Here is a 25,224-nt window from a genome sequence, read left to right as displayed (position 1 = left end):
TGGCTCCGCTGCCGTAATCCTGTTTGGGACTGATCATATGATCAGTCATTGAAATTTCGCTCAGTCATTTCGCGGGCAATCTGCCCTTTCTGTCAAGCGCCATTTAACTGACCTTCCAATCAATGCGGCTTTAAAAGCCAATATTGCCGCTAAAGATGAGAATCATCGCTTTTAAGTGAAAGAGATTGACTGATCAGAATTTCATTTGATACACATATGCTCACAGCGAAACATGACTGTGCGACCTAATAAGAATTCACAGCACGAGGACACGCCGATGGTCACGCCATTACTGCTCCAGGCTGAACACGTCGCCAAGGCTTACGCCGGGGTGCCCGCCCTGCGTGACGGGCGCCTTTCTCTGCGGGCCGGCAGCGTCCACGCCCTGTGCGGCGGCAATGGCGCCGGCAAGTCGACCTTCCTGAGCATCCTGATGGGCATCACCCAGCGTGACGCCGGCAGCATCCTGCTCAACGGTGCGCCGGTACAGTTCAACCGCCCGAGTGAAGCCCTGGCGGCGGGGATCGCGATGATCACCCAGGAGCTGGAACCCATCCCCTACATGACCGTCGCCGAAAACATCTGGCTGGGCCGCGAACCACGCCGCGCCGGCTGCATCGTCGACAGCAAGACCCTCAATCGGCGTACCCGCGAACTGCTGGAAAGCCTGGAATTCGAGGTCGACGCCACCAGCCCCATGCACCGCTTGAGCGTGGCGCAGATCCAACTGGTGGAAATCGCCAAGGCGTTCAGCCATGACTGCCAGGTGATGATCATGGATGAGCCCACCTCGGCCATCGGCGAGCGCGAGGCCGAGACCCTGTTCAAGGCCATTCGCCGCCTCACCGCCCGTGGCGCCGGCATCGTGTATGTGTCCCATCGCCTGAGCGAACTGGCGCAGATCGCCGATGAGTACAGCATCTTCCGCGATGGCGCGTTTGTGGAAAGCGGGCGCATGGCCGATATCGACCGCGACCACCTGGTGCGCGGCATCGTCGGCCAGGAGCTGACGCGCATCGACCACAAGGTGGGCCGCGAATGCGCCGCCGACACCTGCCTGCAAGTCGACAGCCTGAGCCGCAACGGCGAGTTCCACGACATCAGCCTGCAACTGCGCCAAGGCGAAATCCTCGGCATCTATGGGCTGATGGGCTCCGGGCGCAGTGAGTTCCTCAATTGCATCTACGGCCTGACCGTGGCGGACTCCGGCAGCGTCACCCTGCAAGGCAAGCCCATGCCGATCGGCATGCCCAAGGCCACCATCGACGCGGGCATGTCCCTGGTCACCGAAGACCGCAAGGACAGTGGCCTGGTACTGACCGGCAGTATCTTGTCGAACATTGCGCTGTCGGCCTACAAGCGCTTATCGAGCTGGTCGCTGATCAATGCACGCAAGGAAACCCAGCTGGCCGAGGACATGGTCAAGCGCTTGCAGATCAAGACCAGCTCCCTGGATTTGCCGGTGGCATCCATGAGCGGCGGCAACCAGCAGAAAGTGGTTCTCGCCAAATGCCTGTCCACCGAGCCGGTGTGCCTGCTCTGCGACGAACCGACCCGCGGCATCGACGAAGGCGCCAAGCAGGAGATCTACCGCCTGCTCGACCAGTTCGTACGGGCTGGCGGCGCGGCCATCGTGGTGTCGTCGGAAGCCCCGGAACTGCTGCACCTGAGCGATCGCATCGCCGTATTCAAGGGTGGCCGGCTGGTGACCATCAGCACCGACACCGCCCTTTCCCAGGAAGCCTTGTTGAGTCTTGCCTCATGAATGCCAAAACCATCGCCGCACCTATTACTACCGCCCCACGCAGCCGCCTGCGCCTGTCCCTCGACCGCTTCGGCCTGCCGCTGGTGTTTATCCTGCTCTGCGTGGTGATGGCGTTTTCCAGCGAATACTTCATGACCTGGCGCAACTGGATGGACATCCTGCGCCAGACTTCCATCAACGGCATCCTCGCCGTGGGCATGACCTATGTGATCCTGACCAAGGGCATCGACCTCTCTGTGGGTTCGATCCTGGCGTTTGCCGGGCTGTGCAGCGCCATGGTCGCCACCCAGGGTTACGGCCTGCTGGCGGCGGTCAGCGCCGGGATGTTTGCCGGGGCGATGCTCGGCGTGGTCAATGGCTTTATGGTGGCCAACCTGTCGATCCCGCCGTTCGTGGCGACCCTGGGCATGCTCAGCATCGCCCGGGGCATGACCTTTATCCTCAACGACGGCAGCCCTATCACCGACCTGCCCGACGCCTACCTGGCCCTGGGTATCGGCAAGATCGGCCCGATAGGCGTGCCGATCATCATCTTCGCCGTGGTCGCACTGATCTTCTGGATGGTGCTGCGCTACACCACTTACGGGCGCTATGTGTACGCGGTGGGCGGCAATGAAAAGAGCGCACGCACCTCCGGCATCGGTGTGCGCAAGGTGATGTTCTCGGTGTACGTGGTCTCGGGCCTGCTCGCCGGATTGGCCGGCGTGGTGCTGTCGGCACGTACCACCTCTGCCCTGCCCCAAGCCGGGGTTTCCTACGAGCTGGACGCAATTGCTGCGGTGGTGATCGGCGGTACCAGCCTGTCGGGTGGCACCGGCAGCATCGTCGGCACCTTGTTCGGTGCGCTGTTGATCGGCGTGATCAACAACGGCCTGAACCTGCTCGGTGTGTCCTCCTATTACCAACAGGTCGCCAAGGGCCTGATCATCGTGTTCGCAGTACTGATCGACGTGTGGCGCAAGAAAAAACGCTGAAGAACGACCGATAACAATAACTGGAGTTCGACTTATGAAACTGGGTACCACCTTGGCCGCTGCGGCGGCCCTTTCCCTGCTCGCCAGCAGCATCGCCATGGCTGCCGATGGCAAGACCTACAAGATCGGCGCAGCCGTCTACGGCCTCAAGGGCCAGTTCATGCAGAACTGGGTGCGTGAGCTCAAGGAACATCCGGCGGTCAAGGATGGCACCGTGCAGTTGACCGTGTTTGACGGCAACTACGACGCCCTGACCCAGAACAACCAGATCGAAAACATGGTGACCCAACGCTACGACGCGATCCTGTTCGTGCCGATCGATACCAAGGCCGGTGTCGGCACCGTCAAGGCCGCCATGAGCAACGACGTAGTGGTCATCGCCTCCAATACGAAAGTAGCCGATGCCAACGTGCCATATGTCGGTAATGACGACGTGGAAGGCGGCCGCCTGCAGGCCCAGGCCATGGTCGACAAGCTCAACGGCAAGGGCAACGTGGTGATCATCCAGGGCCCGATTGGCCAATCGGCGCAGATCGACCGGGAAAAAGGCGAGCTGGAAGTGCTGGGCAAACATCCGGACATTAAGATCATCGAGAAGAAAACCGCCAACTGGGACCGCGCCCAGGCGCTGACCCTTACCGAAGACTGGCTGAACGCTCACCCCAAGGGCATCAACGGTGTGATCGCACAGAACGATGACATGGCCCTGGGCGCCGTGCAGGCCCTGAAGTCCCACGGCCTTGCAGCCAAGGACGTGCCCGTGACCTCCATTGACGGCATGCCGGATGCGATCCAGGCAGCGAAAAAAGATGAAGTCACCACCTTCCTCCAGGACGCCCAGGCCCAGTCCCAAGGCGCGCTGGACGTGGCCCTGCGCGCCCTGGCCGGCAAGGACTACAAGCCGCAGTCGGTGATCTGGGAGCGCTATGCCAAGGACGTGAAATGGGGCGACGGTACGGCCAAGAACTACATCCTGCCATGGGTGCCGGTGACCAATGCCAATGCGGATGCTCTGTACAAGCAAGTCAGCGGCGGCAAGTAGTCAGTGGCTTGAAACACAGTCAACTGTGGGAGGGGGCTTGCTCCCGATAGCGGTGTATCAGCCACCTGATTTATCACTGTTACACCGCTATCGGGGGCAAGCCCCCTCCCACATTTTGATCTTCACCGTTTTCGAAAATGGAGTTATTCATGTCTGGTTTCTGGAACCAAGCCTTCGACCTCAGTGGCCGTTGTGCGGTGATCACCGGCGGTGCCGCCGGCATCGGCCTGGCCTGTGCCACCCTGCTGGTGGAACGCGGTGCCCGCGTGGCGTTGCTGGATCGCGACCCGGCGGTGGTTGAAGTTGCCGCCAGCCTGGGTAGCGGGCACCTGGGCATCGCCGTGGATCTCGGCCAGACCGGCCAGATACAACCCGCCATCGACCGCGTATTCGCACACTTCCAACGCCTGGATTACCTGATCAACAGCGCCGGCGTGGTGCTGCTGGACAAGGCCATCGAGGTCAGTGAAAGCGCCTGGGACACCACCCTGGATATTAATCTCAAAGCCAGTTTCTTCGTGGCCCAGGCGTGCGCCAAGCACATGCTCGCCCAGGGCAGCGGGCGCATCGTCAACCTTGCGTCCCAGGCCGCCGTCATCGGCCTGGACCGTCACGTCGCCTATTGCGCCAGCAAGGCGGCCATCGTCGGCATGACCAAGGTCCTGGCCATGGAATGGGCGCCGCAGATCAACGTCAACGCCATCTCCCCGACCATCGTCGAAACCGCCCTGGGCAAAAAAGCCTGGGCTGGTGAAGTGGGCGAGCGGGCCAAATTGCAGATCCCGGCGGGGCGCTTTGCATTGCCTGAAGAAATCGCCGGGCTGGCGTTGTACCTGCTCAGCGATGCCGCGCAGATGATCACCGGCGCCAACATGGTGATCGATGGCGGCTACAGCATTCAGTAATTCCATCTTTATGTCGTGAGGTCCTGTCATGTCCACCGTCACCGAACGCACACCGCAACAACTCGCCCCGAGCATCCCGAAAACCATGCAGGCCGTGGTCTGCCATGGCCCGGAAGACTATCGCCTGGAAACCGTCGACGTGCCCACGCCCGGCCCCGACGAGATCCTCACCAAGGTCGAGCTGTGCGGCATCTGCATGGGCGATATCAAGACCTATCGCGGCGCGCCGTCGTTCTGGGGCGATGCCGAGCAACCGCGCTATGTGAAGCCGCCGATGATTCCCGGACATGAGTTCGTGTGCCGTGTAGTCGCCCTAGGCCCCGGTGCCGAAAAGCGTGGCGTGGCGGTCGGCGACCGGGTGATTTCCGAACAGATCGTGCCATGCTGGGGTTGCCGCTTCTGCAACCACGGCCAGTACTGGATGTGCCAGAAGCACGACCTGTATGGCTTCCAGAATAATGTGCAGGGCGCCATGGCCCAGTACATGATCTTCACCAAGGAAGGCATCATCCACAAAGTGCCGGAATCCATCGCGCCCGACGAAGCGATCCTGATCGAGCCGCTGGCCTGCTCGCTGCACGCGGCGGAGCGCGCCAACGTCGACCATGACGACATCGTAGTGGTCGCAGGCGCCGGCACTTTGGGCCTGGGCATCATCGGCGCGGTGCGGTTGCGCAACCCGAAAAAACTCATCGTGCTGGACATTAAACCCGAACGCGCCGCCCTCGCCCTGCGCATGGGCGCCGACGAAGTCTGGAACCCGGCCGAGGTGGATGTGCTGGCGAAAATCCGCGAGATCACGGATGGCTACGGTTGCGACATCTACATCGAACCCACCGGGCACCACAAGGCGGTCAACCAGGGCCTGGCGATGCTGCGCAAGCTGGGGCGCTTCGTCGAATTCAGCGTGTTCAACGACGAAGCCACGGTGGACTGGTCGATCATCGGCGACCGCAAGGAGCTGGACATCCTCGGCTCGCACCTGGGGCCCTATATGTACCCGCGGGCCATCGACTTTATCGGCAACCGCAAGATCGACATGCGCGATGTGGTGACCCACAAGTTTGCCCTGGCGGATTTCAAGGAGGCGTTTGCGGTGATGGAGCGCGGCGATAAATCGCTCAAAGTTGTACTCGAGCCTTAAGCACACCACAGGTCCAAATGTGGGAGGGGGCTTGCTCCCGATAGCGGTGTGTCAACCAACTGATTTTTCACTGTTGTACCGCCATCGGGGGCAAGTCGAATCGTCGCACCGCCCCTCCCACACTGAACTGCGTTGAACCAACAGAACAAGAACACAGGAACCCGCGTTATGAATCGAGTCATCAACGATCCCGACCAAGTGGTCGAGGACATGCTGCGCGGCATCCTGGTCGCGCACCCCGAACTGCGCCAGTACGAGACCAACCCACGGGTCATCGTCAAGGCCAGGCCGTCCGCCCAGGGCCGTGTCGGCATCGTCACCGGCGGCGGCTCCGGGCATGAGCCGGCGTTCCTCGGCTATGTCGGCCCGGGCCTGGTGGACGCCGTGGCCGTCGGCGAGATTTTCTCCTCGCCCACCGCCAAGAGCTTTTTCGACGCCTTCCGCGCCGCCGACCATGGCGCGGGCGTGGCCTGCCTGTATGGCAACTACGCCGGCGACAATATGAACGTCAAGCTGGCGATGAAGATGGCCGCCAGCAAAGACATGCGCATCCGCACCGTAGTGGCCAACGATGACGTGGCGTCGGCACCCAAGGCCGACATCGCCAAGCGTCGCGGGGTGGCCGGGGAAATTTTCATGTGGAAGATCGGCGGTGCCGCCGCCGCCCAGCATTACGACCTGGACGGGGTGATTCGCGTCGCGCAGAAAACCGTCGACCAGTGCCGCTCCATTGGCATCGGCCTCACGCCGTGCACCATCGCCGCCGTGGGCAAGCCGAACTTCCAGATCGCTGACGGCCAGATGGAACTGGGCATCGGCCATCATGGCGAGCCGGGCATCGAAGTCATCCCGATCGAGCCGGCTGCGGCCATGGCCGAGCGCATGCTCGCACCGATCCTCGCCGACCGCGATTTCAGCCAGGACGACAGCGTGGTGGTGCTGGTCTCCGGCCTTGGCGCCACGCCTGTGATGGAGCTGTACATTTTCTACGCCGAGGTGGAAAAACAGCTCAAGGCCAAGGGCTTGAAGATCCATCGCTGCTACGTCGGCAACTACTTCACCTCCCTGGAAATGATGGGCGTGACCCTGACCCTGCTCGGCCTCGACGCCGAGCTGAAAACCCTGATCGACCAACCCTGCCGTTCCATCGGCATGACCCAGGCGGAGTAAACATGAGCCAGCACTTTTCCACCCGTGACGGCAGCGCCATCGTCGCCGACCTGGTCAGCGTCATCGTGGCCAATCGCGAATACCTCAGCGCAGTCGACGGCGCCATTGGCGACGGTGACCACGGCATCAACATGGCCAAGGGCTTCGCCCACTGCGGTCGCACTATCGAAGGCCGCCAACTGAGCCTGGCCCAAGCCCTGGATGAACTGACCCTGAGCCTGATGGAAGGCATCGGCGGCTCCATGGGCCCGCTGTATGGCAGCCTGTTTATTGGCATGGCCGACGAAGTGCGCAACTGTGAAGACATCGACGCCGCGACCTTCGCCCATCTGTTGCGCGGCGGCTTGACTTCATTGCAGGACATCACCGAGGCGGGCGTGGGCGACAAGTGCCTGATGGATACCCTTATTCCTGCAGTAGAGGCGTTTGAACAGGCACATGCATCCGGGGCGTCTTTCAACGATGCGCTGGAGGCGATGAAAACCGCCGCCTCCCAGGGGCGCGATTCGACCAAGGACCTGGTGGCCAAGATCGGCCGCGCCAGTCGCCTGGGCGAGCGCTCTCTCGGGGTGCTGGACGCCGGGGCGGTGTCGTGTTGCCTGATTCTTACGCGCCTGGCCGACTCGGTGCAGCCGCGACTGACTGCTTGACCTGCTGGATATACCGCGCCACCGCCGGCGCTTTTTCAAAGCGCCGGTAAATCAACGACAACCACGACGACGCCTCATTGCCCTGGATATTGCGATACACCACGCCGGGCAGGCTCACATGCCCGACCATCGATGCCGGCACTACCGCAACCCCCTGCCCCAACGACACCAGGGCCACCACCGCCACCAACCCGCCCGGCTGCGCGCCCAGACGCGGTGCGTAGCCGCCCTGAGCGGCGACATGCAAGGTGCCGCTGATTTGTTCCGGCAGGATAAAAGTCTCGTTTTCCAGGTGCTCGCAGGTGATTGCCTTGAGTCCCAGCAGCCATGAGTCATGAGCCAGCGCCAGCACAAAGCCTTCGCTGTCCAGGCGCACCGCCTCAACGCCGTCCGGCAGGGTCATCGGCGAACGGATATAACCGATATCGCAGCGCCCATCGGCCACCGCGCCCGGTAGCGCAGCCATGGCCCATTCGCGCAGGTTCACGTTCACATCGGCAAACGCCTGGCTGAACCCTCGCACCTGGCGCTGCAACAGCCCGCAGTACAGCGCCGAGGCCACGTAACCTAACTCGATATGCCCGATCTCGCCACGCCCGGCGCGCTGGGCACTGCGCTGGGCGAACTCGAATTGGCGCACGGCGGCTTCAGCCTCGCTCAGCAGCGCGGCACCCGCTTCGGTGAGGCTGACTTCGCGCTGCCGGCGGATAAACAAGCGCGTGCCCAGGCTGGCTTCCATGTCCTGGATTTGCCGGCTCAGGGTCGGCGGCGCAATACCCAATTGCTCGGCGGCGCGGGTGAAATTGCGCTGCCGGGCCACGGCCAGGAAGTAACGAAAATGGCGGATTTCCATGGCAGCATTAGCTCAAAGGTAATGAAGTACTTCCTGGTGCCTAACAAAAATGTGATTAGCCAGGGATAAGCTCGCATTACCTGAACACTAGAGAGCCCTTGCGATGCAAGTCAACCGAGATTTCCGTATTGCCTACCAGGTAATTTGCTTGTGAGCCGGGTCAGTCCACGCCTGACGCTGGTGACCGCCTCCGCTGCCTGCTCGTTGATCGTGCTGGATACCAACATCGTTGCCGTCACGCTGCCGAGCATCGCCCGCGACCTGGGCGCCAACTTTGCCGATATCGAGTGGGTAGTCAGCGCTTATATGCTGGCATTCGCCGCCTTGTTGTTGCCGGCCGGGAGTATCGCCGACCGCTTTGGCCGCAAGAAAACCCTGGTCTGGGGCCTGGGTATTTTCATCCTCGCGTCCCTGGGCTGCGGCGCAGCACCCACCGCGCTGTGGCTGGACATCGCCCGGGCCGTGAAGGGGGTGGGTGCGGCGCTGCTGCTGACCTCGGCACTGGCATCTATCGGGCATACCTTCCACGATGAAATAGAACGCGCCAAGGCCTGGGCGTTCTGGGGCGCGTGCATGGGCGTGGCGATGACCGCCGCGCCGACCCTGGGTGGCTTGATCACCGAGTACCTGGGCTGGCGCTGGATTTTCTATCTCAACCTGCCGGTGGGGCTGGTACTGATGGCCTTGGTGCTGCGGGCGATTCCCGAGTCCCGCGATACCCGATCGGCGCGCCTGGATCCCAGGGGCAGCCTGGCGTTCAGTGGCAGCTTGCTGTGCCTGATCTGGGGGCTGATCGAGGCCAATCGCATCGGCTGGGACAGCCCGCTGACCTACGCCCGCCTCATCGGTGGCGGGCTGTTGATGGGCGTATTTGTGCTGGCCGAGCACCTGCAGCAGCGACCGATGGTGGACTTACAGCTGTTTCGGCACCCGCGCTTTATCGGCGCCTTGCTCGGCATGTTTGCCTATGCCGGGTGCGCCCAGGTGATGATGACGCTTCTGCCGTTCTACCTGCAGAACGGCCTGGGTTTTTCCGCGATTGCCTCGGGCCTGGGCATGTTGCCGTTTGCCTTGACCATGCTGGTCTGCCCACGCATCGGTGCACGCTTGGCGGGCCGCTTCACACCGGCGACCATGATGGCGAGCGGCTTGACCCTGGTGGGCTGCGGCAATCTGTTGAGTGCGTGGGCCGTGCAGGCTGGCGGGTATCTGCCCTTTGCCCTGGCAATCGCCGTCACCGGTGCAGGCGCGGGGTTACTCAATGGCGACACGCAGAAAAACATCATGGCCTGCGTGCCGCGAGATCGCGCAGGCATGGCCTCGGGCATGAGCACCACCATGCGTTTCAGCGCAATCATGTTGGCCATCGGCGTGTATGGCGCATTGCTGAGCAGCCACAGCGAGCAGTTGCTGAGCGCGAGTATCGACCCGCAGTGGCAGGCGCAGGTGGCGGGTATTGCTTCGCGGGTAGTAGCCGGTGATATGCCCGCGGCGCTGGATCTGGTGCCCGAGGCGGCAAGGGTGACGGTGCAACCGCTGGCGCGGCAGGCGTTTGTGGGTGGGTTCAGCGGGGTGTTGTGGGTGGCGGGTTTATTGGGGTTGCTGGGCGCGCTGGTGGTGGGGAGCCTGATGCGCAAGCCGATACCCACACACAGCTAAATGTGGGAGGGGGCTTGCTCCCGATGAGCATCGGCACCTACACAACTTCGTAGCAGCTAAAGGTAACCACGATGCGAAGCGAGCCGCTCTTGATCTTGATCTGCTTTTGATCTGAGGCGCCCCGTCAAACCACGCTGGCCGGAATTCGACAGGGATTTGGGGGGTAAACCGGCAGGGATGCCGGTTTAGCCGCCCCGCGCCATGGATGGCGCGTGGCGGCGGCCCCCCAAATCCCTGTCGGATTACGGGCACACCGAGCCTAAGCGAGGTGCCGAGTGGTGGGGCAAGAGCGTTTGGTTACTTTGCGCTTTTCAAAGTGACCCGCTGTAAAAGCGGAACCAATAGTGGTCGTTGCCCAAATAACGGATATGTACCCGGTCTGATCCAACATCCTAGTCGGCTGTCAGGCCGCCATCGGGGGCAAGCCCCCTCCCACAGGGGACCGCCTACAACCTGAGGATGGTTACCAGAACCGCTGCTGGGTCAGCCGGCTCCACCAGGTCAGCAATACCCGGTCTACCGAACCGCTGGCCGCCAGGCCCACGCGCTCTTGCAGGCTTTTACGCTCGGCATAGTGCAGGTGAAACACTTCGGCAGTCTTGGCCTTGGTGGCCAGGTATTCATCGCTGGTTTGCAGCTCGTCGACCAACTGTTTGTCGAGGGCGGCCACACCCAGCCACACTTCACCGGTCGCTACATCGTCAATCGCCAATTGCGGGCGGTACCGCGAGACGAAGTTCTTGAACAACTGGTGGGTGATATCCAGGTCTTCCTGGAACTTCTCCCGGCCCTTCTCAGTATTTTCGCCAAACACCGTGAGGGTGCGTTTGTATTCGCCGGCAGTCAGCACTTCGAAGTCGATATCGTGCTTTTTCAGCAAGCGATTGACGTTGGGCAACTGCGCGACCACGCCGATGGAGCCGAGGATGGCGAACGGTGCGCTGATGATCTTCTCGCCGATGCACGCCATCATGTAGCCGCCGCTGGCCGCCACCTTGTCGATGCACACGGTCAATGGCACACCGGCCTGGCGGATGCGCGCCAGTTGCGACGAAGCCAGGCCATAGCTGTGCACCATGCCACCGCCGCTTTCCAGGCGCAGTACCACTTCATCCTTGGGTGTGGCCAGGCTCAGCAGCGCGGTGATTTCATGGCGCAGGCTCTCGGTGGCCGAGGCCTTGATGTCGCCGTCGAAATCCAGCACGAACACTCGCGGCTTGAGCTCGGGTTTCTTCTTGCCCTTTTTCTTTTCAGTCTTGCTCTCGGCTTTGCGCAAGGCCTTGAGCTGGTCCTTGTCGAGCAGGCTCGACTCCAGGCGCTCGCGCAGGCCTTTGTAGAAATCATTCAGCTTGCTGACCTGCAATTGGCCGGCGGATTTACGACGACCTTTGCTGCGCAGGGCTGCGAAGCTGATCAGTACCACCAGAATAGCGACCACCAGAGTGACGGTCTTCGCCAGAAAGCTCGCGTATTCGGCCAAAAAATCCATATGTCTCCTTAAGAATGCACTGCGCCAGGCGCGGATGGCCCCAGCATACCGACGCCATCGCGCAGGAGCCAGTGATCAAACCGCCAGCAGGCGGGCTCCAACGAGCTTTTAAAACAAGCGTATGTTTTTTCATTGACAGCTTGCAGGCATCCTCATAACCTCGCCAGACTTTCAACGTACCGGGAAAACGGACGTGGGCAGCATCTATCTGATTCGACATGGCCAGGCCTCCTTCGGTGCAGACGACTATGACGTCCTATCGCCCGTTGGCGTGGAGCAGGCGCAAGTGCTCGGTCGCCACCTGGTCGACCTGGGCCTGAGCTTCGACCGCTGCATCGCCGGTGACCTGCGCCGCCAGCAGCACACCGCCAGCGCCACGTTCGATCAATACAGCGCCCTTGGCCTCCCGGTTCCGACGTTGGAGACCGACAGCGCGTTCAACGAATTCGACGGCGAAGCGATCATCCGCGGCCTGTTGCCCGACCTGCTCGGCAGCGAACCCGATGCCGTGCACATCCTGCGTAACGGCCCGCAGAACCGCAGCGAGTTCCAGCGTATCTTCGCGCTGATTGTCGAGCGCTGGCTGGCCGGCACTTATGACCCACCGGAGCTGGAAAGCTGGCTGGGGTTTGTCGAACGCGTCCAGGGCGGCTTGCAGCGTATCCTCGAAGCCGCCGACAACGCCGACAAGATCGCCGTATTCACCTCCGGCGGCACCATCACCGCCCTGCTCCACCTGATTACCCGAATGCCCGCCGCCCAGGCGTTCGAAATGAACTGGCAAATTGTTAACACCTCGCTCAACCAGCTGAAATTCCGCGGTCGCGAGGTGGCACTGGCTTCCTTCAACAACCATGCCCACTTGCAACTGTTGAAGGCGCCGCAGCTCATCACTTTCCGATGAGCTGTGGCCAACCGTGACCCCAAGGTCACTGGACTCACCATAAAAGGATCGAAACCATGACTGACGTAGCCAAAGCAGTAGAAGCAATGAAAGCCAAATTCAACCCAAGCGCTGCCGAAGGCTTGGACCTGGTATTCGGTTTCCGCATCGACGACACCAAGAACTTTTCGCTGGTGGTCAAGGACAAGACCTGCGAACTGCTGGAAGGCGAAAACCCTGACGCCCAAGTGACCCTGGTCATGGACAGCGAAACCCTGGAAGGCATCGTCGACGGTTCCACCGACGGCATGCAGGCCTTCATGGGCGGCAAACTGCGCACCGAAGGCGACATGATGCTGGCGATGAAGCTGAGCGAGCTGTTCCCGGCCTGATAACGCCGCGCTCAAAAAAATCCCGCCTTCCGGCGGGATTTTTCATTTCTGGCCCAAGCCTCGTTATCAACGCCCAGCAGCGGCTTCGACTTTTTTAAACTGCGCCACTTCTTCTGGCGAACCCGGGTTGCCGTATTCATTGAGGAACCGCCAATGGCCCGGTCTCATCTTGAATTCGCCGCTCTCCACGTCCCGGCCAACCGTCACCATGTATTGATTGCGACCTACCCGCACATAGACTTTATAAAAGTCCACAGGTTGATCTTCAGCCATAAAAAGACTGTACGCGTACCGCGCACGACGAGTCAGGTCGGGCCACTGCTGCTCCAACACAGTGCTATCGCGTCCGGAATTACCCATGGCATCGATTGCGTCTACGCTTGCCTGAACCAACGCATCATTTTCATCAATGCCCAGAACCAAAGGTTTGATCCGGGTCATTTTGCGTTTCTCGTCGGCTTCTGCACCCATCTCCTTTTCGTCATCCGTCAGCGTCACTGCGTCAAGACGGTACATGCCGTTCTTGACCCATTTAGTCGCATCGGTCGCAAAGCCGACATCGCATGCCAGGCACATTGCCCTCAGCTCCTGCGCACCGGCGCTGCCAACCGGCAGGCAGGCGAGCAACGCAGCGGCACTGACCAGCAATGCGCCCAGCAGGTTGGCAGGGCTTGAAACGATGGCGCGGTTTGCCATGATCTACATCCTTGTAAGGGTAAGGCCGGCGAATCTACCTGATTCAAGCCTTTTGGTGGCGGGATTTTTTGCCTGCAATGTCGCAAGCAATGCAGCTCCCACAGAAAAGCAAGTCAGTGGTGCGGCTTAGCTTTTCGGCTGCAGCAACAACGCCACCAACGCACTCCACCCCGTCTGATGCGACGCCCCCAGGCCACGCCCGGTTTCGCCGTGGAAATACTCATGGAACAACACCAGATCGCGACTGGCCGGGTCCGCTTCCAATTGCGCATACCCCGCCATCGAAGGGCGCAGGCCATTTTCATCGCGTAGAAACAAGCGCGTGAGGCGCTGGCTGAGGCTGTTTGCCACTTCCTCAAGGGACGCCAGATAACCGCTGCCCGTGGGGTACTCCACCGAGAAGTTATCCGCGTAGTAGCGGTGAAACTCGCGCAGCGATTCGATCAGCATGTAGTTAACCGGCATCCACAGCGGCCCGCGCCAGTTGGAATTGCCGCCATACAAACGCGAGTCGGACTCGCCCGGCTGGTAACTGGCGCACAGCGTGTCGCCATTCATCTGCAGCGCCAGGGGTTGCTCTGCGAACGCCTTGGACAAGGAGCGCACGCCGAAGGCCGACAGGAACTCGTTTTCATCCAGCATGCGGCGCAGCAGATCCTTGGTGCGCTCGCCGCGCAGCAACGCCAGCAACAGGCGATTGCCCTGCCCCGGTTCGTTCCAGCGTGAGACCAGTTTGGCCAAGTCCGGTCGGTGATGCATAAACCCCAGCAGACGCTCGCGCAATCCTTCCAGCCCCTCATGCTCGCGCTGCTCCAGCACCAGCACCGCGAACAACGGCATCAGGCCGACGATCGAACGCAGGCGCACCGGTTCATTCTGGCCGTCGGGGCGATGCAGTACGTCGTAGAAGAACAGATCCTGCTCATCCCATAGGCCTTCGGCGCTGTCGTCGACGCGGTTGATGGCGCCGGCGATATACAGGAAATGCTCGAAAAACTTCACGGCGATGTCCACGTACACAACATTGCGCTTGGCCAGTTCCAGCCCGATACGCATCAGGTCCAGGGCATAGGCCGCGACCCAGGCGGTGCCGTCGGCTTGATCCAACTGGTAACCCGGTGGCAGCGCGGCGGAGCGATCGAACAAGGCGATATTGTCCAGGCCAAGAAACCCACCCTGGAACAGGTTGCGGCCCTCGGCATCCTTGCGGTTGACCCACCAGGAAAAATTCAGCAGCAGCTTGTGGAAGATCCGCTCGAGGAAGTCCATGTCGCCCACCCCGGTCAACGCCTTGTCCTGCTGATACACACGCCAGCTGGCCCAGGCGTGCACGGGTGGGTTGGCGTCGTCGAAGCGCCATTCATAGGCGGGCAGCTGGCCGTTGGGGTGCATGAAGCGGTCCTTTACCAGCAACAACAGCTGCTGTTTGGCGTAGCCCGGGTCGATCAGCGCGATGGCCACCGCCTGGAAGCCCTGGTCCCAGGAGGCGTACCACGGGTATTCCCATGTGTCGGGCATGGACAGGATGTCGAAATTGGACAGGTGCCGCCAATGGGTATTGCGGATATGTAAACGCTCGGGCGGCGGCGCAGGCTGGGCCGGGTCGCCGTCGAGCCACTGGTTGACGTCGAAATAGTACAGTTGCTTGGACCACAGCAAGCCGGCCAGGGCCTGGCGCTGTACATTGCGCGCATCGTCATCGGCGATGCCTTGTTGCAAGGCTGCGTAGAAGTCATCGGCCTCCTGGCGGCGCTGTTCGAACAACTTGCGTGCGTTGACCTCGGGGGCGTCCAGAGGGGCAAAGCGCAGATAGAGGCTTTTGCTCTCCAGGCCCGCCAGTTCAAGACTGAATCGCGCCGCCACCTTGGTGCCCGCGTCACCGCGAATGGCCCCTTGATCACCCTCTACCACGTAATCGTTGATGCCGTCCTTGAACGGCCCGGGCGTCGGCTGCCCGCCCAGTTTGGCGAAGTTGCTCTCGTTTTCGCAGAACAGCCATTGCACGCCGTCCTGGCCCCAGGCGCTGAGATGACGATCGTCCAGTTCATGATGGCGGGCCAGCACGCGGTCGCCCTCCAGGGTCAAGCTGGGCTTGGGCGCATCGAAGGTCCAGCTCCAGTCATTGCGCGCCCACAGCTGGGGCAGCACCTGCAGGCGCGTTGGTTGGTCCGAGCGGTTGTGCACGGTGACGCGCATGAAAATATCGTCGGGCTGGTGCTTGGCGTATTCGACACTGACGTCGCAGTAGTGGTTGTCTTCAAACACACCGGTGTCGAGGATTTCATACTCGGCATCGCCCAGCCCGCGGCGGGCGTTTTCGGCGATCAGGTCGGCATAGGGAAAAGCGGCATGGGGGTATTTGTACAGCATGCGCATGTAGGCATGGCTCGGTACGCCATCGACGAAAAAGTACAGCTCCTTGACGTCTTCACCGTGGTTGCCCTCGGCGTTGTTGAGGCCAAACAGGCGTTCCTTGAGGATTGCGTCGCGCTCATTCCATAGCGCCAGGCCCAGGCACCAGCGTTGCGCTTTATCGCTGAAACCGGCCAACCCGTCCTCGCCCCAGCGATAGGCGCGACTGCGTGCCTGTTCATGGGGAAAGTAGGCCCAGGCGTCACCGTCAGCACTGTAGTCTTCGCGCACCGTGCCCCATTGGCGCTCACTCAGGTACGGGCCCCACTCGCGCCAACGCTCGGCGTCCTGCGTGAGCAGGCGCTGGCCTTCAATCGTGTCCAGCAGGCGGGTTGCGGGTACGGCCGTCATTGAGTCCTCCATCACCTACACAGTGAGGGGCAGTGTAAAACCCAATGACGCCCGGTTGCACATGAAGACTTGAGAAGTGGGTGTAGTTGAAGACCGGGCGAGTTGGTTCTCGCATGTTCAGGTCATCATTCATTTGCAGAATGAAGTCCTGAGGAATCTTCGTTTGCAAGCCGGGCTGCGGCTCAACAAAATCAGGCAAAGGCCACTTTCATCGCCATAGCCATCAGGAATTTTTCTATGCACGCCACTGCACATGTCAGCCCCGATGAGATCCGCAAGGGCTTTTCCAAGGCCATGTCCGACATGTACCGCGATGAAGTTCCGCTGTACGGCGCGCTGCTGGAACTGGTGGCCGAGACCAATGCCGGCGTGCTCGACCGCGAACCGCGCCTGGCGCAACAGTTGCAACGCACCGGGGAAATCCAGCGCCTGGACAGGGAGCGCCACGGCGCCATCCGCCTGGGCACCGCTGCGGAACTGGCGACCATCAGCCGCTTGTTCGCGGTCATGGGCATGCAACCGGTGGGCTACTACGACCTCACCCCCGCCGGGGTGCCGGTGCATTCCACCGCCTTTCGCGCCGTGCATGAACACGCACTGCAAACCAGCCCGTTTCGCGTGTTCACCTCATTGTTGCGCCTGGAACTGATCGAAAACCCAACGCTGCGCACGTTCGCCGAAAGCGCCCTGGCCAAGCGCTCGATCTTCACCCCCGGCGCCTTGGCGTTGATCGAACAAGCTGAAACACAAGGTGGCCTGAATGCCAGTGACGCCGAGGTTTTTATCTGCCAAGCCCTGGAGACTTTCCGCTGGCACCACACCGCCACGGTGACGCGCGCGCAGTACCAGCAACTCAGCGACCAGCATCGCCTGATCGCCGACGTGGTGGCGTTCAAGGGCCCGCATATCAACCACCTTACCCCACGCACTCTGGACATTGACCAGGTGCAAGCCGCCATGCCCGGCAAAGGCATCACGCCCAAGGCGGTGATCGAAGGCCCACCGCGGCGCCAATGCCCGATCCTGCTGCGCCAGACCAGCTTCAAGGCCCTCGACGAACCCATCGCCTTCACCGATGCCCACGGCAGCCACAGCGCACGCTTCGGCGAAATCGAACAACGCGGTGTCGCACTGACGCCCAAGGGCCGTGCGCTGTACGACCAACTGCTGAACGCCGCCCGCGATGAACTCGGCGCATTTCCCACTGAGGCCAATGCCCAACGCTATGTGCAATTGCTGGAACAGCACTTTCAGGCGTTCCCCGATGATCATGGGCAGATGCGGGAACAGGGCCTGGCGTACTATCGCTACTTCGTCACCGACAAAGGCCTGGCAGCCCGCGGCCAGGCCGACCAGCCGCGTGAGTTGCAAGCGCTGGTCAACGCCGGTCACGTGACGGTGGAGCCATTGGTGTACGAGGATTTCCTGCCGGTGAGTGCGGCGGGAATCTTCCAGTCAAACCTGGGGGATGCGGCGCAGAGTCATTACGCGGCCAACTCCAACCAGGCGCAATTCGAACAGGCGCTGGGGCGCAAGACGATCGATGAGTTGCAGCTTTACGGCCAGACGCAGCAGCGTTCCATTGATGAATGTTTGGGCACACTGCTGGCATGAAATAGGGCGTCCTCCCCGGCTCAGCAGCACAATCCTTGCGCCACAACAGTCCCCAGAGCCGGGTGGACGGGGCGCATCATAAAGACTGAGTCCTACAATGTCCCGCTGGTAAATCTGAACAAATATTGCCGCGTTGCTGTTAACCCAAGCGCCCTGCAATCTCGTCTTTGATCAGCAGCCGTTTCTTCTTCAGGATTTCCACATCCTCATCGCTGGCACTGGCTTTTTCTGCCTTGAGCACCTCCCCGTCCGCAACGTCATATTGCGTAAGCAACGCGTCCAGCCGCTTGTCACTCGCCCTGCGTTCGTGAACGGCTTCCTTGCTAAAACCCAAGTCCTGATACAGGTCGTGTTTCACTGGCATGGCGTACCTCCACAAGTTATTCAATGGCCTACGCCCTTGAAACTAGCCCATTCCAACCGGTCTTGTCATGTGCCAGGTCAATACGCGTCCGTTCGTCGTAACCCTGGCGATGGGATCAAACCTTTGCCGTGCCCTGCCCTCCACTATAGATCGCCACCCGAGGGAGAACGTTTTTATGAATCACGTTGCCACTGCTGCCGACACCCAATGCATTAACACTATTCGCACCCTGGCCATGGATGCCGTGCAGAAGGCCAACTCGGGCCACCCGGGTACGCCCATGGGCCTGGCGCCGGTGGGATACACATTGTGGAGTCGCTTCCTGCGCTATCACCCTGAGCATCCGGACTGGCCAAACCGCGATCGTTTTGTGCTGTCGGTGGGGCATGCGTCGATGTTGCTGTATTCGCTGTTGCATCTGGCCGGTGTGGTGGAGATTGACGCCCACGGCAAGCGTTCCGGCCAGCCGGCCATCAGCCTCGACGATATCAAGCAGTTCCGGCAGATGGGTTCCAAGACGCCAGGCCATCCCGAGTACCGCATGACCACCGGCGTAGAAACCACCACCGGCCCGCTGGGCCAGGGCTGCGCCAACAGCGTCGGCATGGCCATGGCCGAACGCTGGCTGGCCGAGCGTTTCAACCGCGACGGCCAGGTGCTGTTCGACTACGACGTGTACACCCTGTGCGGTGACGGCGACATGATGGAAGGCATCAGCAGCGAAGCGGCGTCGATGGCCGGCCACTTGAAGCTGGATAACCTGTGCTGGATCTACGACAACAACACCATCAGCATCGAGGGCCACACTGAGCTTGCGTTCAGCGAAGACGTGATCAAGCGCTTCCAGGCCTACGGCTGGCACACCGTGCACGTCACCGATGCCAATGACTTGCAGGCCTTGAGCGTGGCCCTGGAAACTTTCAAGGCCAACACCGGTGCACCGACCCTGATCGTGGTCGACAGCGTGATCGGATACGGTTCGCCACACAAACACAACATCGCCGCCGCCCATGGCGAGCCATTGGGCGAAGACGAAATTCGCCTGACCAAGGCTGCCTATGGCTGGCCGCAGGATTCGAGTTTCCTGGTGCCCGAAGAGGCCCGTGCGGTATTGCGCGATGCCCTGTACGAACGCGCCGAACCGCTGTACGCCGAGTGGAACCAGACCCTGGCGTCCCTCGACCCGCAACGGGCCGATGAACTGCAGCGCATGCGCGCCGGGGAAATGCCCGAGCAGTGGCAAGCGCACCTGCCGAGCTTCGCCGCCGATGCCAAAGGCGTCGCCAGTCGTGCCTCGGGTGGCGAAGTGCTGAATGCCTTTGCCCAGCAAATCCCGTGGCTGCTGGGCGGCTCGGCGGATTTGTCGCCCTCGACCAAGACCAACCTCACCTTCGACGGCGCCGGGCGTTTCAGCGCAGATGACTACAGTGGGCGCAACCTGCACTTCGGTATCCGCGAACATGCCATGGGCGCGATTGCCAACGGCATGGCACTGTCCTACCTGCGTCCGTACACCTCGACCTTCCTGGTGTTCAGCGACTACATGAAACCGCCGATCCGCCTGGCGGCGATCATGGAACTGCCGGTAATCTTCGTATTCACCCATGATTCCATCGGCGTAGGCGAGGATGGGCCAACGCACCAACCTATCGAACACCTGACCCAACTGCGCGCCACCCCGGGGCTGCTGACCCTGCGCCCGGGTGACGCGAATGAAACCCTGGAACTGTGGAAAGTGGCCCTGGCCCAAACCCATCGGCCGAGCTGTGTGGTGCTGTCGCGCCAGCCGCTGCCCACGTTGGATCGCAGCCAGTATGCGCCAGCGTCCGGGGCGGCCAAGGGGGCGTATGTGCTGGCCGGTGCGGATCAACCCGAGGTTATTCTGATCGCCACAGGCAGTGAGGTTAGTCTCGCAGTGGCTGCCTATGAACAGCTCAAGGGCGAAGGCGTTGCCGCGCAGGTGGTATCGATGCCGAGCTGGGAGTTGTTTGAAGATCAAGACCAGGCTTACCGCGACAGCGTCTTGCCGCCGGCAGTAAAAGCCCGGGTCGTGGTGGAGCAGGCAGGTCCCTTGGGTTGGGCCCGTTATGTCGGGCAGACCGGCGCCAAAATAGTGATGAACAGCTTCGGCGCCTCGGCACCGCTGGCCAAGTTGCAGGAGAAGTTCGGGTTCACCGTGGAGAATGTGGTGAAGCTGGCCAGGCAACAAATTCAACTGACCAAGCACTGATCAAAAAAGTGGGAGGGGGCTTGCTCCCGATGAGGGCGTGTCAGTGATACATCTGTGACTGACCCGCAGCTATCGGGGGCAAGCCCCCTCCCACATTTGAACATCATCAACCTTTAGATCAGCTCTCCAGGCCGGCGCCAAGGTAGTGATGAACAGCGCGCCTCGGCGGCGTTGGCCAAGCAACAAATCCAACTGACAGAACATTGATCTAAATGTGGGAGGGGGCTTGCCCCCGATGAGGGCGTGTCAGTGATACATCTGTGACTGACCCGCCGCCATCGGGGGCAAGCCCCCTACCACATTTGAACATCATCACGCTTTAGACCAGCTCTCTGGCCAGATAGGGCGCCGTGCGGCTGTTCTTGCTTTTGGCAACCTTCTGCGGTGTGCCACACGCCACTACCTTCCCACCCAGGTCCCCTGCCCCCGGGCCGATATCGATTACCCAGTCACTCTGGGCCACTACGCGCATTTCATGCTCCACTACAACCACTGTATGCCCCGCATCCACCAACTGATTCAACTGGATGAGCAAGCGGTCGACGTCCTTGGGGTGCAGTCCGGTTGTGGGTTCGTCGAGCACATACAACGTAGCGCCACGGGCATTGCGTTGCAGCTCGGTAGCGAGCTTGATGCGTTGCGCTTCACCACCGGACAACTCGGTGGCCGGCTGGCCGAGGCGCAGGTAACCCAGGCCGATATCGCGCAGCACTTGCAATGAACGCAACACCCCAGGCTGTTCTGCAAACACGTCCACCGCCTGCTCCACCGTCAGTCCCAATACCTGAGCGATATTCAAGCCCTGCCATTTGATCCCCAGGGTTTCAGGGTTATAGCGCGCACCATGGCAGGTCGGACATGGCGCATACACGCTTGGCATGAACAACAGTTCAACGCTGACAAAGCCTTCGCCTTCGCAGTTCGGGCAACGGCCCTTGGCGACGTTGAAGGAGAATTGCCCGGCGTCGTAATCGCGCTTCTTGGCCGCTGGCGTGGCAGCGAAGAGTTTGCGCACGTTGTCGAACAGCCCGGTGTAGGTCGCCAGGTTGGAGCGCGGGGTGCGGCCGATGGGTTTCTGGTCCACCTGTACCAGGCGGCGGATGTGTTCCAGCCCGGCGCTGATATGCCCGCCACTGGCTTGGGGGGCTGCGTCTTCCAGGCTCGGCTCGTCGTCACTTTCCAGTACACGCCCCAGGCCCTGGCCCACCAGTTCCAGCAGCGCCTGGCTGACCAGGCTGGATTTACCCGAGCCGGAAATACCGGTTACTGCTGTAAAGCAGCCCAGCGGGAAATCCACTTTCAGTCCGTTGAGGTTATTACGCGTCACACCTTCCAGCTTCAGCCAGGCACTGGGTTCGCGGCGCCGCGGATTCGAAGGGCGCTGTTCGGCGAACAGGTATTCGCGGGTCTGCGATGCCTCGACCTGCGCCAACCCCGCAGGCGGGCCGCTGTACAGCACTTGCCCGCCATGTTCACCGGCGGCGGGGCCGACGTCGATCAGCCAGTCGGCGCGGCGCATGGTTTCCAGGTCATGTTCCACCACAAACAACGAATTACCCGCGGCCTTCAAGCGCTCCAGCGCGGTGAACAACGCTTCGCCATCCGCCGGGTGCAGGCCTGCCGAGGGCTCGTCCAGCACATAGATGACGCCGAACAACTGCGAGCCCAATTGGGTCGCCAGGCGCAGGCGCTGCAATTCCCCGGACGACAAGGTCGGCGTGCTGCGCTCCAGGGACAGGTAGCCCAGGCCCAGGTCGATCAAGGTACTGACCCGCTCGAGCAGGTCCTGGGCGATGCGCTGGGCCGCCAGGCGTTTTTCCACCGACAGCTTCATCTTGTCCTGCCCGGCCGCTACCGGGCGCAGCAACTCGGCCAGTTGCGCCAGGGACAGTTGCGACAATTCACCGATATCCACCCCGGCAAACTTCACCGACAGCGCTGCTTGGGTGAGGCGTTTACCGTGGCACAACGGGCAGGCACTGCCTTGCATGAATTGCGACACGCGCTTTTTCATCAGCGCGCTCTGGGTATGGGCGAAGGTGTGCAGGATATAGCGCCGGGCCCCGCTGAACGTACCCTGGTAACTGGGCTCGAGCTTGCGCTTCAACGCATCGCGGGTCTGCTCTGGGGTGAAGCCGGCGTACACCGGCACGGTAGGAGTTTCTTCGGTGAACAGGATCCAGTCGCGTTGTTTTTTCGGCAGCTCGCGCCACGGGATATCCACGTTGTAGCCCAGGGTTACAAGGATGTCGCGCAGGTTCTGGCCCTGCCACGCCAACGGCCAGGCCGCCACTGCACGCTGGCGGATGGTCAGGGACGGGTCGGGCACCATCAGCGCTTCGGTCACTTCATACACCCGGCCCAGGCCATGGCATTGCGGGCACGCGCCCTGGGGCAGGTTCGGCGAGAAGTCCTCGGCATACAGCATGGCCTGCCCCGGCGGGTAACTGCCGGCGCGGGAGTACAGCATGCGGATCAAGCTCGACAAGGTGGTGACACTGCCCACCGAGGAGCGCGCACTCGGCGTGCCACGTTGCTGTTGCAGGGCCACGGCCGGCGGCAAACCTTCGATGCTGTCCACATCCGGCACGCCGACCTGGTCGATCAAGCGTCGCGCATAGGGCGCCACCGATTCAAAATAGCGACGCTGGGCCTCGGCATACAGGGTAGAAAACGCCAGGGACGACTTGCCGGAGCCGGACACGCCGGTAAATACCACCAGGGCATCCCGGGGAATGTCCACATCGACGTTACGCAAATTATGTTCGCGGGCGCCACGCACCCGCACGAAGCCCGACTGCTGGGCGGTGAGCGAAGGGATGTTGCGCTGTGAAGTCATGGGCAACCTTGTCTTGCGGTGAGCACCGTGCGTACGCGCTGCGTCAGGGCATCGGGGCTATAGGGTTTGCTCAGCAGATGGATATCGGCGCTGAGCAGATGATTGGACGACAGAATGTCGCGGGTATGGCCGGAGGTGAACAACACCGCCACCGGCGGGTTCTGCGCCCGGGCCCAGTCGGCCAGGTCGGTACTCTTGACCCGGCCGGGCATGACCACATCAGTGAAGATCAGGTCAGGCGCCAAGCCGTCGTGCAACGCTTGCATGGCGTGATCGCCATCCTCGGCGGTGAGTACGGTGTAGCCCGACTGCTCCAGCAACTCGACCACGGTCAGGCGCACGCCTTCATTGTCCTCGACCACCAGGATGGTTTCCTGGCCGCCGCTCTGCAGGTCCAGCTCACCCTGCGCGTCGAGGCATTCGGGCTCCAGGCTGTGGGGGAAATACATCTGCACCACCGAGCCCTTGCCCTCCTCGCTCCACATGTCCACATGCCCGCCACTCTGGCGCACGAAGCCGAACACCATGCTCAGCCCCAGGCCGGTGCCCTGGCCTTCGCGCTTGGTGGTAAAGAAGGGTTCGAACGCACGCTTGAGGGTCGCCTCGGACATGCCCACGCCGGTGTCGGCCACCGCCAGGCGCACATACTCGCCGGGCTTGATGCTTTTACCGATGCAATCGGCGGGGTTGAGGATGATGTTTTCGCCGGTGATACGAATCACGCCTTCGCCCTGCATGGCATCGCGGGCGTTGATCGCCAGGTTGAGCAGCGCGTTCTCCAACTGGTTACGGTCAACGTTGATGCACCAGGAATCCTGAGGCAACTGCACATCGATATGGATGGTTTCCCCCAACGCCCTTTGCAGCAGCTCGCCCAGGCCGGCGTAGATGCGTTGCGGGTTGTACACCGCCGGCGACAAGGGTTGGCGCCGGGCAAACGCCAACAGTTGCGAGGACAGCTTGGCGCCACGTTCCACCGCGGCAATCGCGGCGTTGACGCGACGTTGCACCTGGGGGTTGTCCGGCTCATGGCGGGCGAGCAAATGCAGGTTGCCGGCGATCACTTGCAGCAGGTTATTGAAGTCATGGGCCACGCCGCCGGTGAGGCCGCCAATCGCCTCCAGCTTCTGGGACTGGCGCAACTGGTCTTCGGCAGAAGAACGCGCCTGCACTTCGGCGGCCACCCGCTGTTCAAGGTTGTGGGTGAGTTCCTGGCGCACGTGCTCGGACTTCACCAGCTCAGTGGTCTCGACCACGATCGCCAGCACCCCGGCCGGTTGCTGGTCATCGCCGGCAACCGGACTGTAATAGAGGTCCAGCCACACGGTTTCCGGCTTGCCGTTACGCGACAGCACCAGGTCCTTGTTATTGAAAGACAGGGTGCCGCCCGCCAGGCAGGTGTCCACCACATGGCGGTTGAACTCGGCCACTTCCGGCCAGCCCAATTCCACCGGCGTGCCGAGCAGATACGGGTGACGGCCGCCGGCAAAGGCCGAATAGCTGTCGTTGTAGATCATGTAGCCGGCGCGCCCCCACAGCATCACCATCGGCACCGGCGAAGCCAGCATCATCTGTACGGTACAGGCCAGGCTGGTGGACCAAGAGCCGATGGGTCCAAGGTCGGTGGCCGACCAGTCAAACGCGCGAATACGCTGGGCCATTTCGCCGGCCCAGCCGTCACAGCCGTGAGGGTTGGATAAAAATGGCATGGTTCAACTCTGCGCAAAGAGGACAATCGCAACTTTTGGAGCGCACCGGCGCGAGATGGTTTCATCTTGTACAAATTAGGCGA

At 61.7% G+C, this 25,224-nt stretch carries 19 protein-coding genes; 12 read left to right on the top strand and 7 right to left on the bottom strand.

Going from position 1 to position 25,224, the window contains the following annotated elements:
- The first annotated feature begins 277 nt into the window (after nt 1-277).
- The 7 genes from BLU48_RS08500 (at nt 278) to dhaL (ending at nt 7,650) form a co-directional block, all read left to right on the top strand.
- Nucleotides 278-1,765: a sugar ABC transporter ATP-binding protein gene (locus BLU48_RS08500; protein ID WP_057025092.1), complete on the top strand. Its 1,488-nt coding sequence runs from the start codon at nt 278-280 to the stop codon at nt 1,763-1,765.
- Complete coding sequence (locus BLU48_RS08495) at nt 1,762-2,739, top strand: ABC transporter permease (RefSeq protein WP_043051434.1); 978 nt, start codon at nt 1,762-1,764, stop codon at nt 2,737-2,739. Before BLU48_RS08500 ends, BLU48_RS08495 begins: the two co-directional genes overlap by 4 nt.
- 34 nt (nt 2,740-2,773) lie before the next feature.
- Complete coding sequence (locus tag BLU48_RS08490; protein WP_057025091.1) at nt 2,774-3,781, top strand: substrate-binding domain-containing protein; 1,008 nt, start codon at nt 2,774-2,776, stop codon at nt 3,779-3,781.
- A gap of 149 nt (nt 3,782-3,930) precedes the next feature.
- Entirely contained in the window at nt 3,931-4,686 is a 756-nt protein-coding gene (locus tag BLU48_RS08485) for an SDR family oxidoreductase (RefSeq protein WP_057025090.1), read from the top strand.
- A 28-nt stretch (nt 4,687-4,714) separates the two neighbouring features.
- A complete protein-coding gene (locus BLU48_RS08480) occupies nt 4,715-5,830 on the top strand; it encodes an MDR/zinc-dependent alcohol dehydrogenase-like family protein (RefSeq protein ID WP_057025089.1) in 1,116 nt (371 codons plus the stop codon).
- A gap of 168 nt (nt 5,831-5,998) precedes the next feature.
- Entirely contained in the window at nt 5,999-7,000 is a 1,002-nt protein-coding gene (locus BLU48_RS08475; protein WP_057025088.1) for a dihydroxyacetone kinase subunit DhaK, read from the top strand.
- A 2-nt stretch (nt 7,001-7,002) separates the two neighbouring features.
- A complete protein-coding gene (dhaL, locus tag BLU48_RS08470) occupies nt 7,003-7,650 on the top strand; it encodes a dihydroxyacetone kinase subunit DhaL (protein WP_057025087.1) in 648 nt (215 codons plus the stop codon).
- Here dhaL and BLU48_RS08465 read toward each other — a convergent pair.
- Nucleotides 7,607-8,503 carry a LysR family transcriptional regulator gene (locus BLU48_RS08465; RefSeq protein ID WP_057025086.1) on the bottom strand — a complete coding sequence of 299 codons (897 nt, stop codon included), beginning with the start codon at nt 8,501-8,503 and terminating at the stop codon, nt 7,607-7,609. The genes dhaL and BLU48_RS08465 overlap by 44 nt on opposite strands.
- 150 nt (nt 8,504-8,653) lie before the next feature.
- On the opposite strand from BLU48_RS08465, the gene BLU48_RS08460 reads away from it, so the two are divergent.
- Nucleotides 8,654-10,162 carry an MFS transporter gene (locus BLU48_RS08460; RefSeq protein ID WP_057025085.1) on the top strand — a complete coding sequence of 503 codons (1,509 nt, stop codon included), beginning with the start codon at nt 8,654-8,656 and terminating at the stop codon, nt 10,160-10,162.
- Between the two features lie 463 nt (nt 10,163-10,625).
- On the opposite strand, the gene sohB is transcribed toward BLU48_RS08460, so the two are convergent.
- Nucleotides 10,626-11,651 carry a protease SohB gene (gene sohB / locus BLU48_RS08450; protein ID WP_057025084.1) on the bottom strand — a complete coding sequence of 342 codons (1,026 nt, stop codon included), beginning with the start codon at nt 11,649-11,651 and terminating at the stop codon, nt 10,626-10,628.
- A 193-nt stretch (nt 11,652-11,844) separates the two neighbouring features.
- Between sohB and BLU48_RS08445 the strand changes: the two genes are divergently transcribed.
- Nucleotides 11,845-12,555, top strand: a complete 711-nt coding sequence (locus BLU48_RS08445) for a histidine phosphatase family protein (protein ID WP_057025083.1) — start codon at nt 11,845-11,847, stop codon at nt 12,553-12,555.
- Between the two features lie 56 nt (nt 12,556-12,611).
- A complete protein-coding gene (locus tag BLU48_RS08440) occupies nt 12,612-12,926 on the top strand; it encodes an SCP2 sterol-binding domain-containing protein (RefSeq protein ID WP_057025082.1) in 315 nt (104 codons plus the stop codon).
- A gap of 66 nt (nt 12,927-12,992) precedes the next feature.
- On the opposite strand, the gene BLU48_RS08435 is transcribed toward BLU48_RS08440, so the two are convergent.
- Together BLU48_RS08435 and BLU48_RS08430 are read right to left on the bottom strand one after the other, a co-directional pair.
- The gene (locus BLU48_RS08435) at nt 12,993-13,622 is read right to left on the bottom strand and encodes a hypothetical protein (protein WP_057025081.1); all 630 of its coding nucleotides are present in this window, start codon (nt 13,620-13,622) and stop codon (nt 12,993-12,995) included.
- A 126-nt stretch (nt 13,623-13,748) separates the two neighbouring features.
- Nucleotides 13,749-16,385, bottom strand: coding sequence for an MGH1-like glycoside hydrolase domain-containing protein (locus tag BLU48_RS08430; RefSeq protein WP_057025080.1), 2,637 nt, complete (start codon nt 16,383-16,385; stop codon nt 13,749-13,751).
- Between the two features lie 237 nt (nt 16,386-16,622).
- On the opposite strand from BLU48_RS08430, the gene hglS reads away from it, so the two are divergent.
- A complete protein-coding gene (gene hglS / locus BLU48_RS08425; RefSeq protein ID WP_057025079.1) occupies nt 16,623-17,999 on the top strand; it encodes a 2-oxoadipate dioxygenase/decarboxylase HglS in 1,377 nt (458 codons plus the stop codon).
- A 139-nt stretch (nt 18,000-18,138) separates the two neighbouring features.
- Here the strand turns inward: hglS and BLU48_RS08420 are convergent, their stop codons facing one another.
- Entirely contained in the window at nt 18,139-18,363 is a 225-nt protein-coding gene (locus BLU48_RS08420) for a YdcH family protein (protein ID WP_057025078.1), read from the bottom strand.
- 175 nt (nt 18,364-18,538) lie between these two features.
- Between BLU48_RS08420 and tkt the strand changes: the two genes are divergently transcribed.
- Entirely contained in the window at nt 18,539-20,593 is a 2,055-nt protein-coding gene (tkt, locus tag BLU48_RS08415; RefSeq protein ID WP_057025077.1) for a transketolase, read from the top strand.
- A gap of 319 nt (nt 20,594-20,912) precedes the next feature.
- Here the strand turns inward: tkt and uvrA are convergent, their stop codons facing one another.
- Nucleotides 20,913-23,432, bottom strand: coding sequence for an excinuclease ABC subunit UvrA (uvrA, locus tag BLU48_RS08410; RefSeq protein WP_057025076.1), 2,520 nt, complete (start codon nt 23,430-23,432; stop codon nt 20,913-20,915).
- Complete coding sequence (locus BLU48_RS08405) at nt 23,429-25,141, bottom strand: ATP-binding protein (protein ID WP_057025075.1); 1,713 nt, start codon at nt 25,139-25,141, stop codon at nt 23,429-23,431. The genes uvrA and BLU48_RS08405 overlap by 4 nt, the downstream gene beginning before the upstream one ends.
- Nucleotides 25,142-25,224 lie beyond the last annotated feature (83 nt).

Origin of the sequence: Pseudomonas synxantha (assembly GCF_900105675.1) — a bacterium.
GTDB classification, from domain to species: Bacteria; Pseudomonadota; Gammaproteobacteria; order Pseudomonadales; family Pseudomonadaceae; genus Aquipseudomonas; species Aquipseudomonas synxantha.
This window is presented reverse-complemented; position numbering and strand designations above follow the sequence as displayed.

Excerpts from the sequence above, each read along its gene's own strand:
- BLU48_RS08500 (WP_057025092.1), top strand. The coding sequence starts at position 278 with ATGGTCACGCCATTACTGCTCCAGGCTGAACACGTCGCCAAGGCTTAC.
- BLU48_RS08495 (WP_043051434.1), top strand. The coding sequence starts at position 1,762 with ATGAATGCCAAAACCATCGCCGCACCTATTACTACCGCCCCACGCAGC.
- BLU48_RS08490 (WP_057025091.1), top strand. The coding sequence starts at position 2,774 with ATGAAACTGGGTACCACCTTGGCCGCTGCGGCGGCCCTTTCCCTGCTC.
- BLU48_RS08485 (WP_057025090.1), top strand. The coding sequence starts at position 3,931 with ATGTCTGGTTTCTGGAACCAAGCCTTCGACCTCAGTGGCCGTTGTGCG.
- BLU48_RS08480 (WP_057025089.1), top strand. The coding sequence starts at position 4,715 with ATGTCCACCGTCACCGAACGCACACCGCAACAACTCGCCCCGAGCATC.
- BLU48_RS08475 (WP_057025088.1), top strand. The coding sequence starts at position 5,999 with ATGAATCGAGTCATCAACGATCCCGACCAAGTGGTCGAGGACATGCTG.
- dhaL (WP_057025087.1), top strand. The coding sequence starts at position 7,003 with ATGAGCCAGCACTTTTCCACCCGTGACGGCAGCGCCATCGTCGCCGAC.
- BLU48_RS08465 (WP_057025086.1), bottom strand. The coding sequence starts at position 8,503 with ATGGAAATCCGCCATTTTCGTTACTTCCTGGCCGTGGCCCGGCAGCGC.
- sohB (WP_057025084.1), bottom strand. The coding sequence starts at position 11,651 with ATGGATTTTTTGGCCGAATACGCGAGCTTTCTGGCGAAGACCGTCACT.
- BLU48_RS08440 (WP_057025082.1), top strand. The coding sequence starts at position 12,612 with ATGACTGACGTAGCCAAAGCAGTAGAAGCAATGAAAGCCAAATTCAAC.
- BLU48_RS08435 (WP_057025081.1), bottom strand. The coding sequence starts at position 13,622 with ATGGCAAACCGCGCCATCGTTTCAAGCCCTGCCAACCTGCTGGGCGCA.
- BLU48_RS08430 (WP_057025080.1), bottom strand. The coding sequence starts at position 16,385 with ATGACGGCCGTACCCGCAACCCGCCTGCTGGACACGATTGAAGGCCAG.
- hglS (WP_057025079.1), top strand. The coding sequence starts at position 16,623 with ATGCACGCCACTGCACATGTCAGCCCCGATGAGATCCGCAAGGGCTTT.
- BLU48_RS08420 (WP_057025078.1), bottom strand. The coding sequence starts at position 18,363 with ATGCCAGTGAAACACGACCTGTATCAGGACTTGGGTTTTAGCAAGGAA.
- tkt (WP_057025077.1), top strand. The coding sequence starts at position 18,539 with ATGAATCACGTTGCCACTGCTGCCGACACCCAATGCATTAACACTATT.
- uvrA (WP_057025076.1), bottom strand. The coding sequence starts at position 23,432 with ATGACTTCACAGCGCAACATCCCTTCGCTCACCGCCCAGCAGTCGGGC.
- BLU48_RS08405 (WP_057025075.1), bottom strand. The coding sequence starts at position 25,141 with ATGCCATTTTTATCCAACCCTCACGGCTGTGACGGCTGGGCCGGCGAA.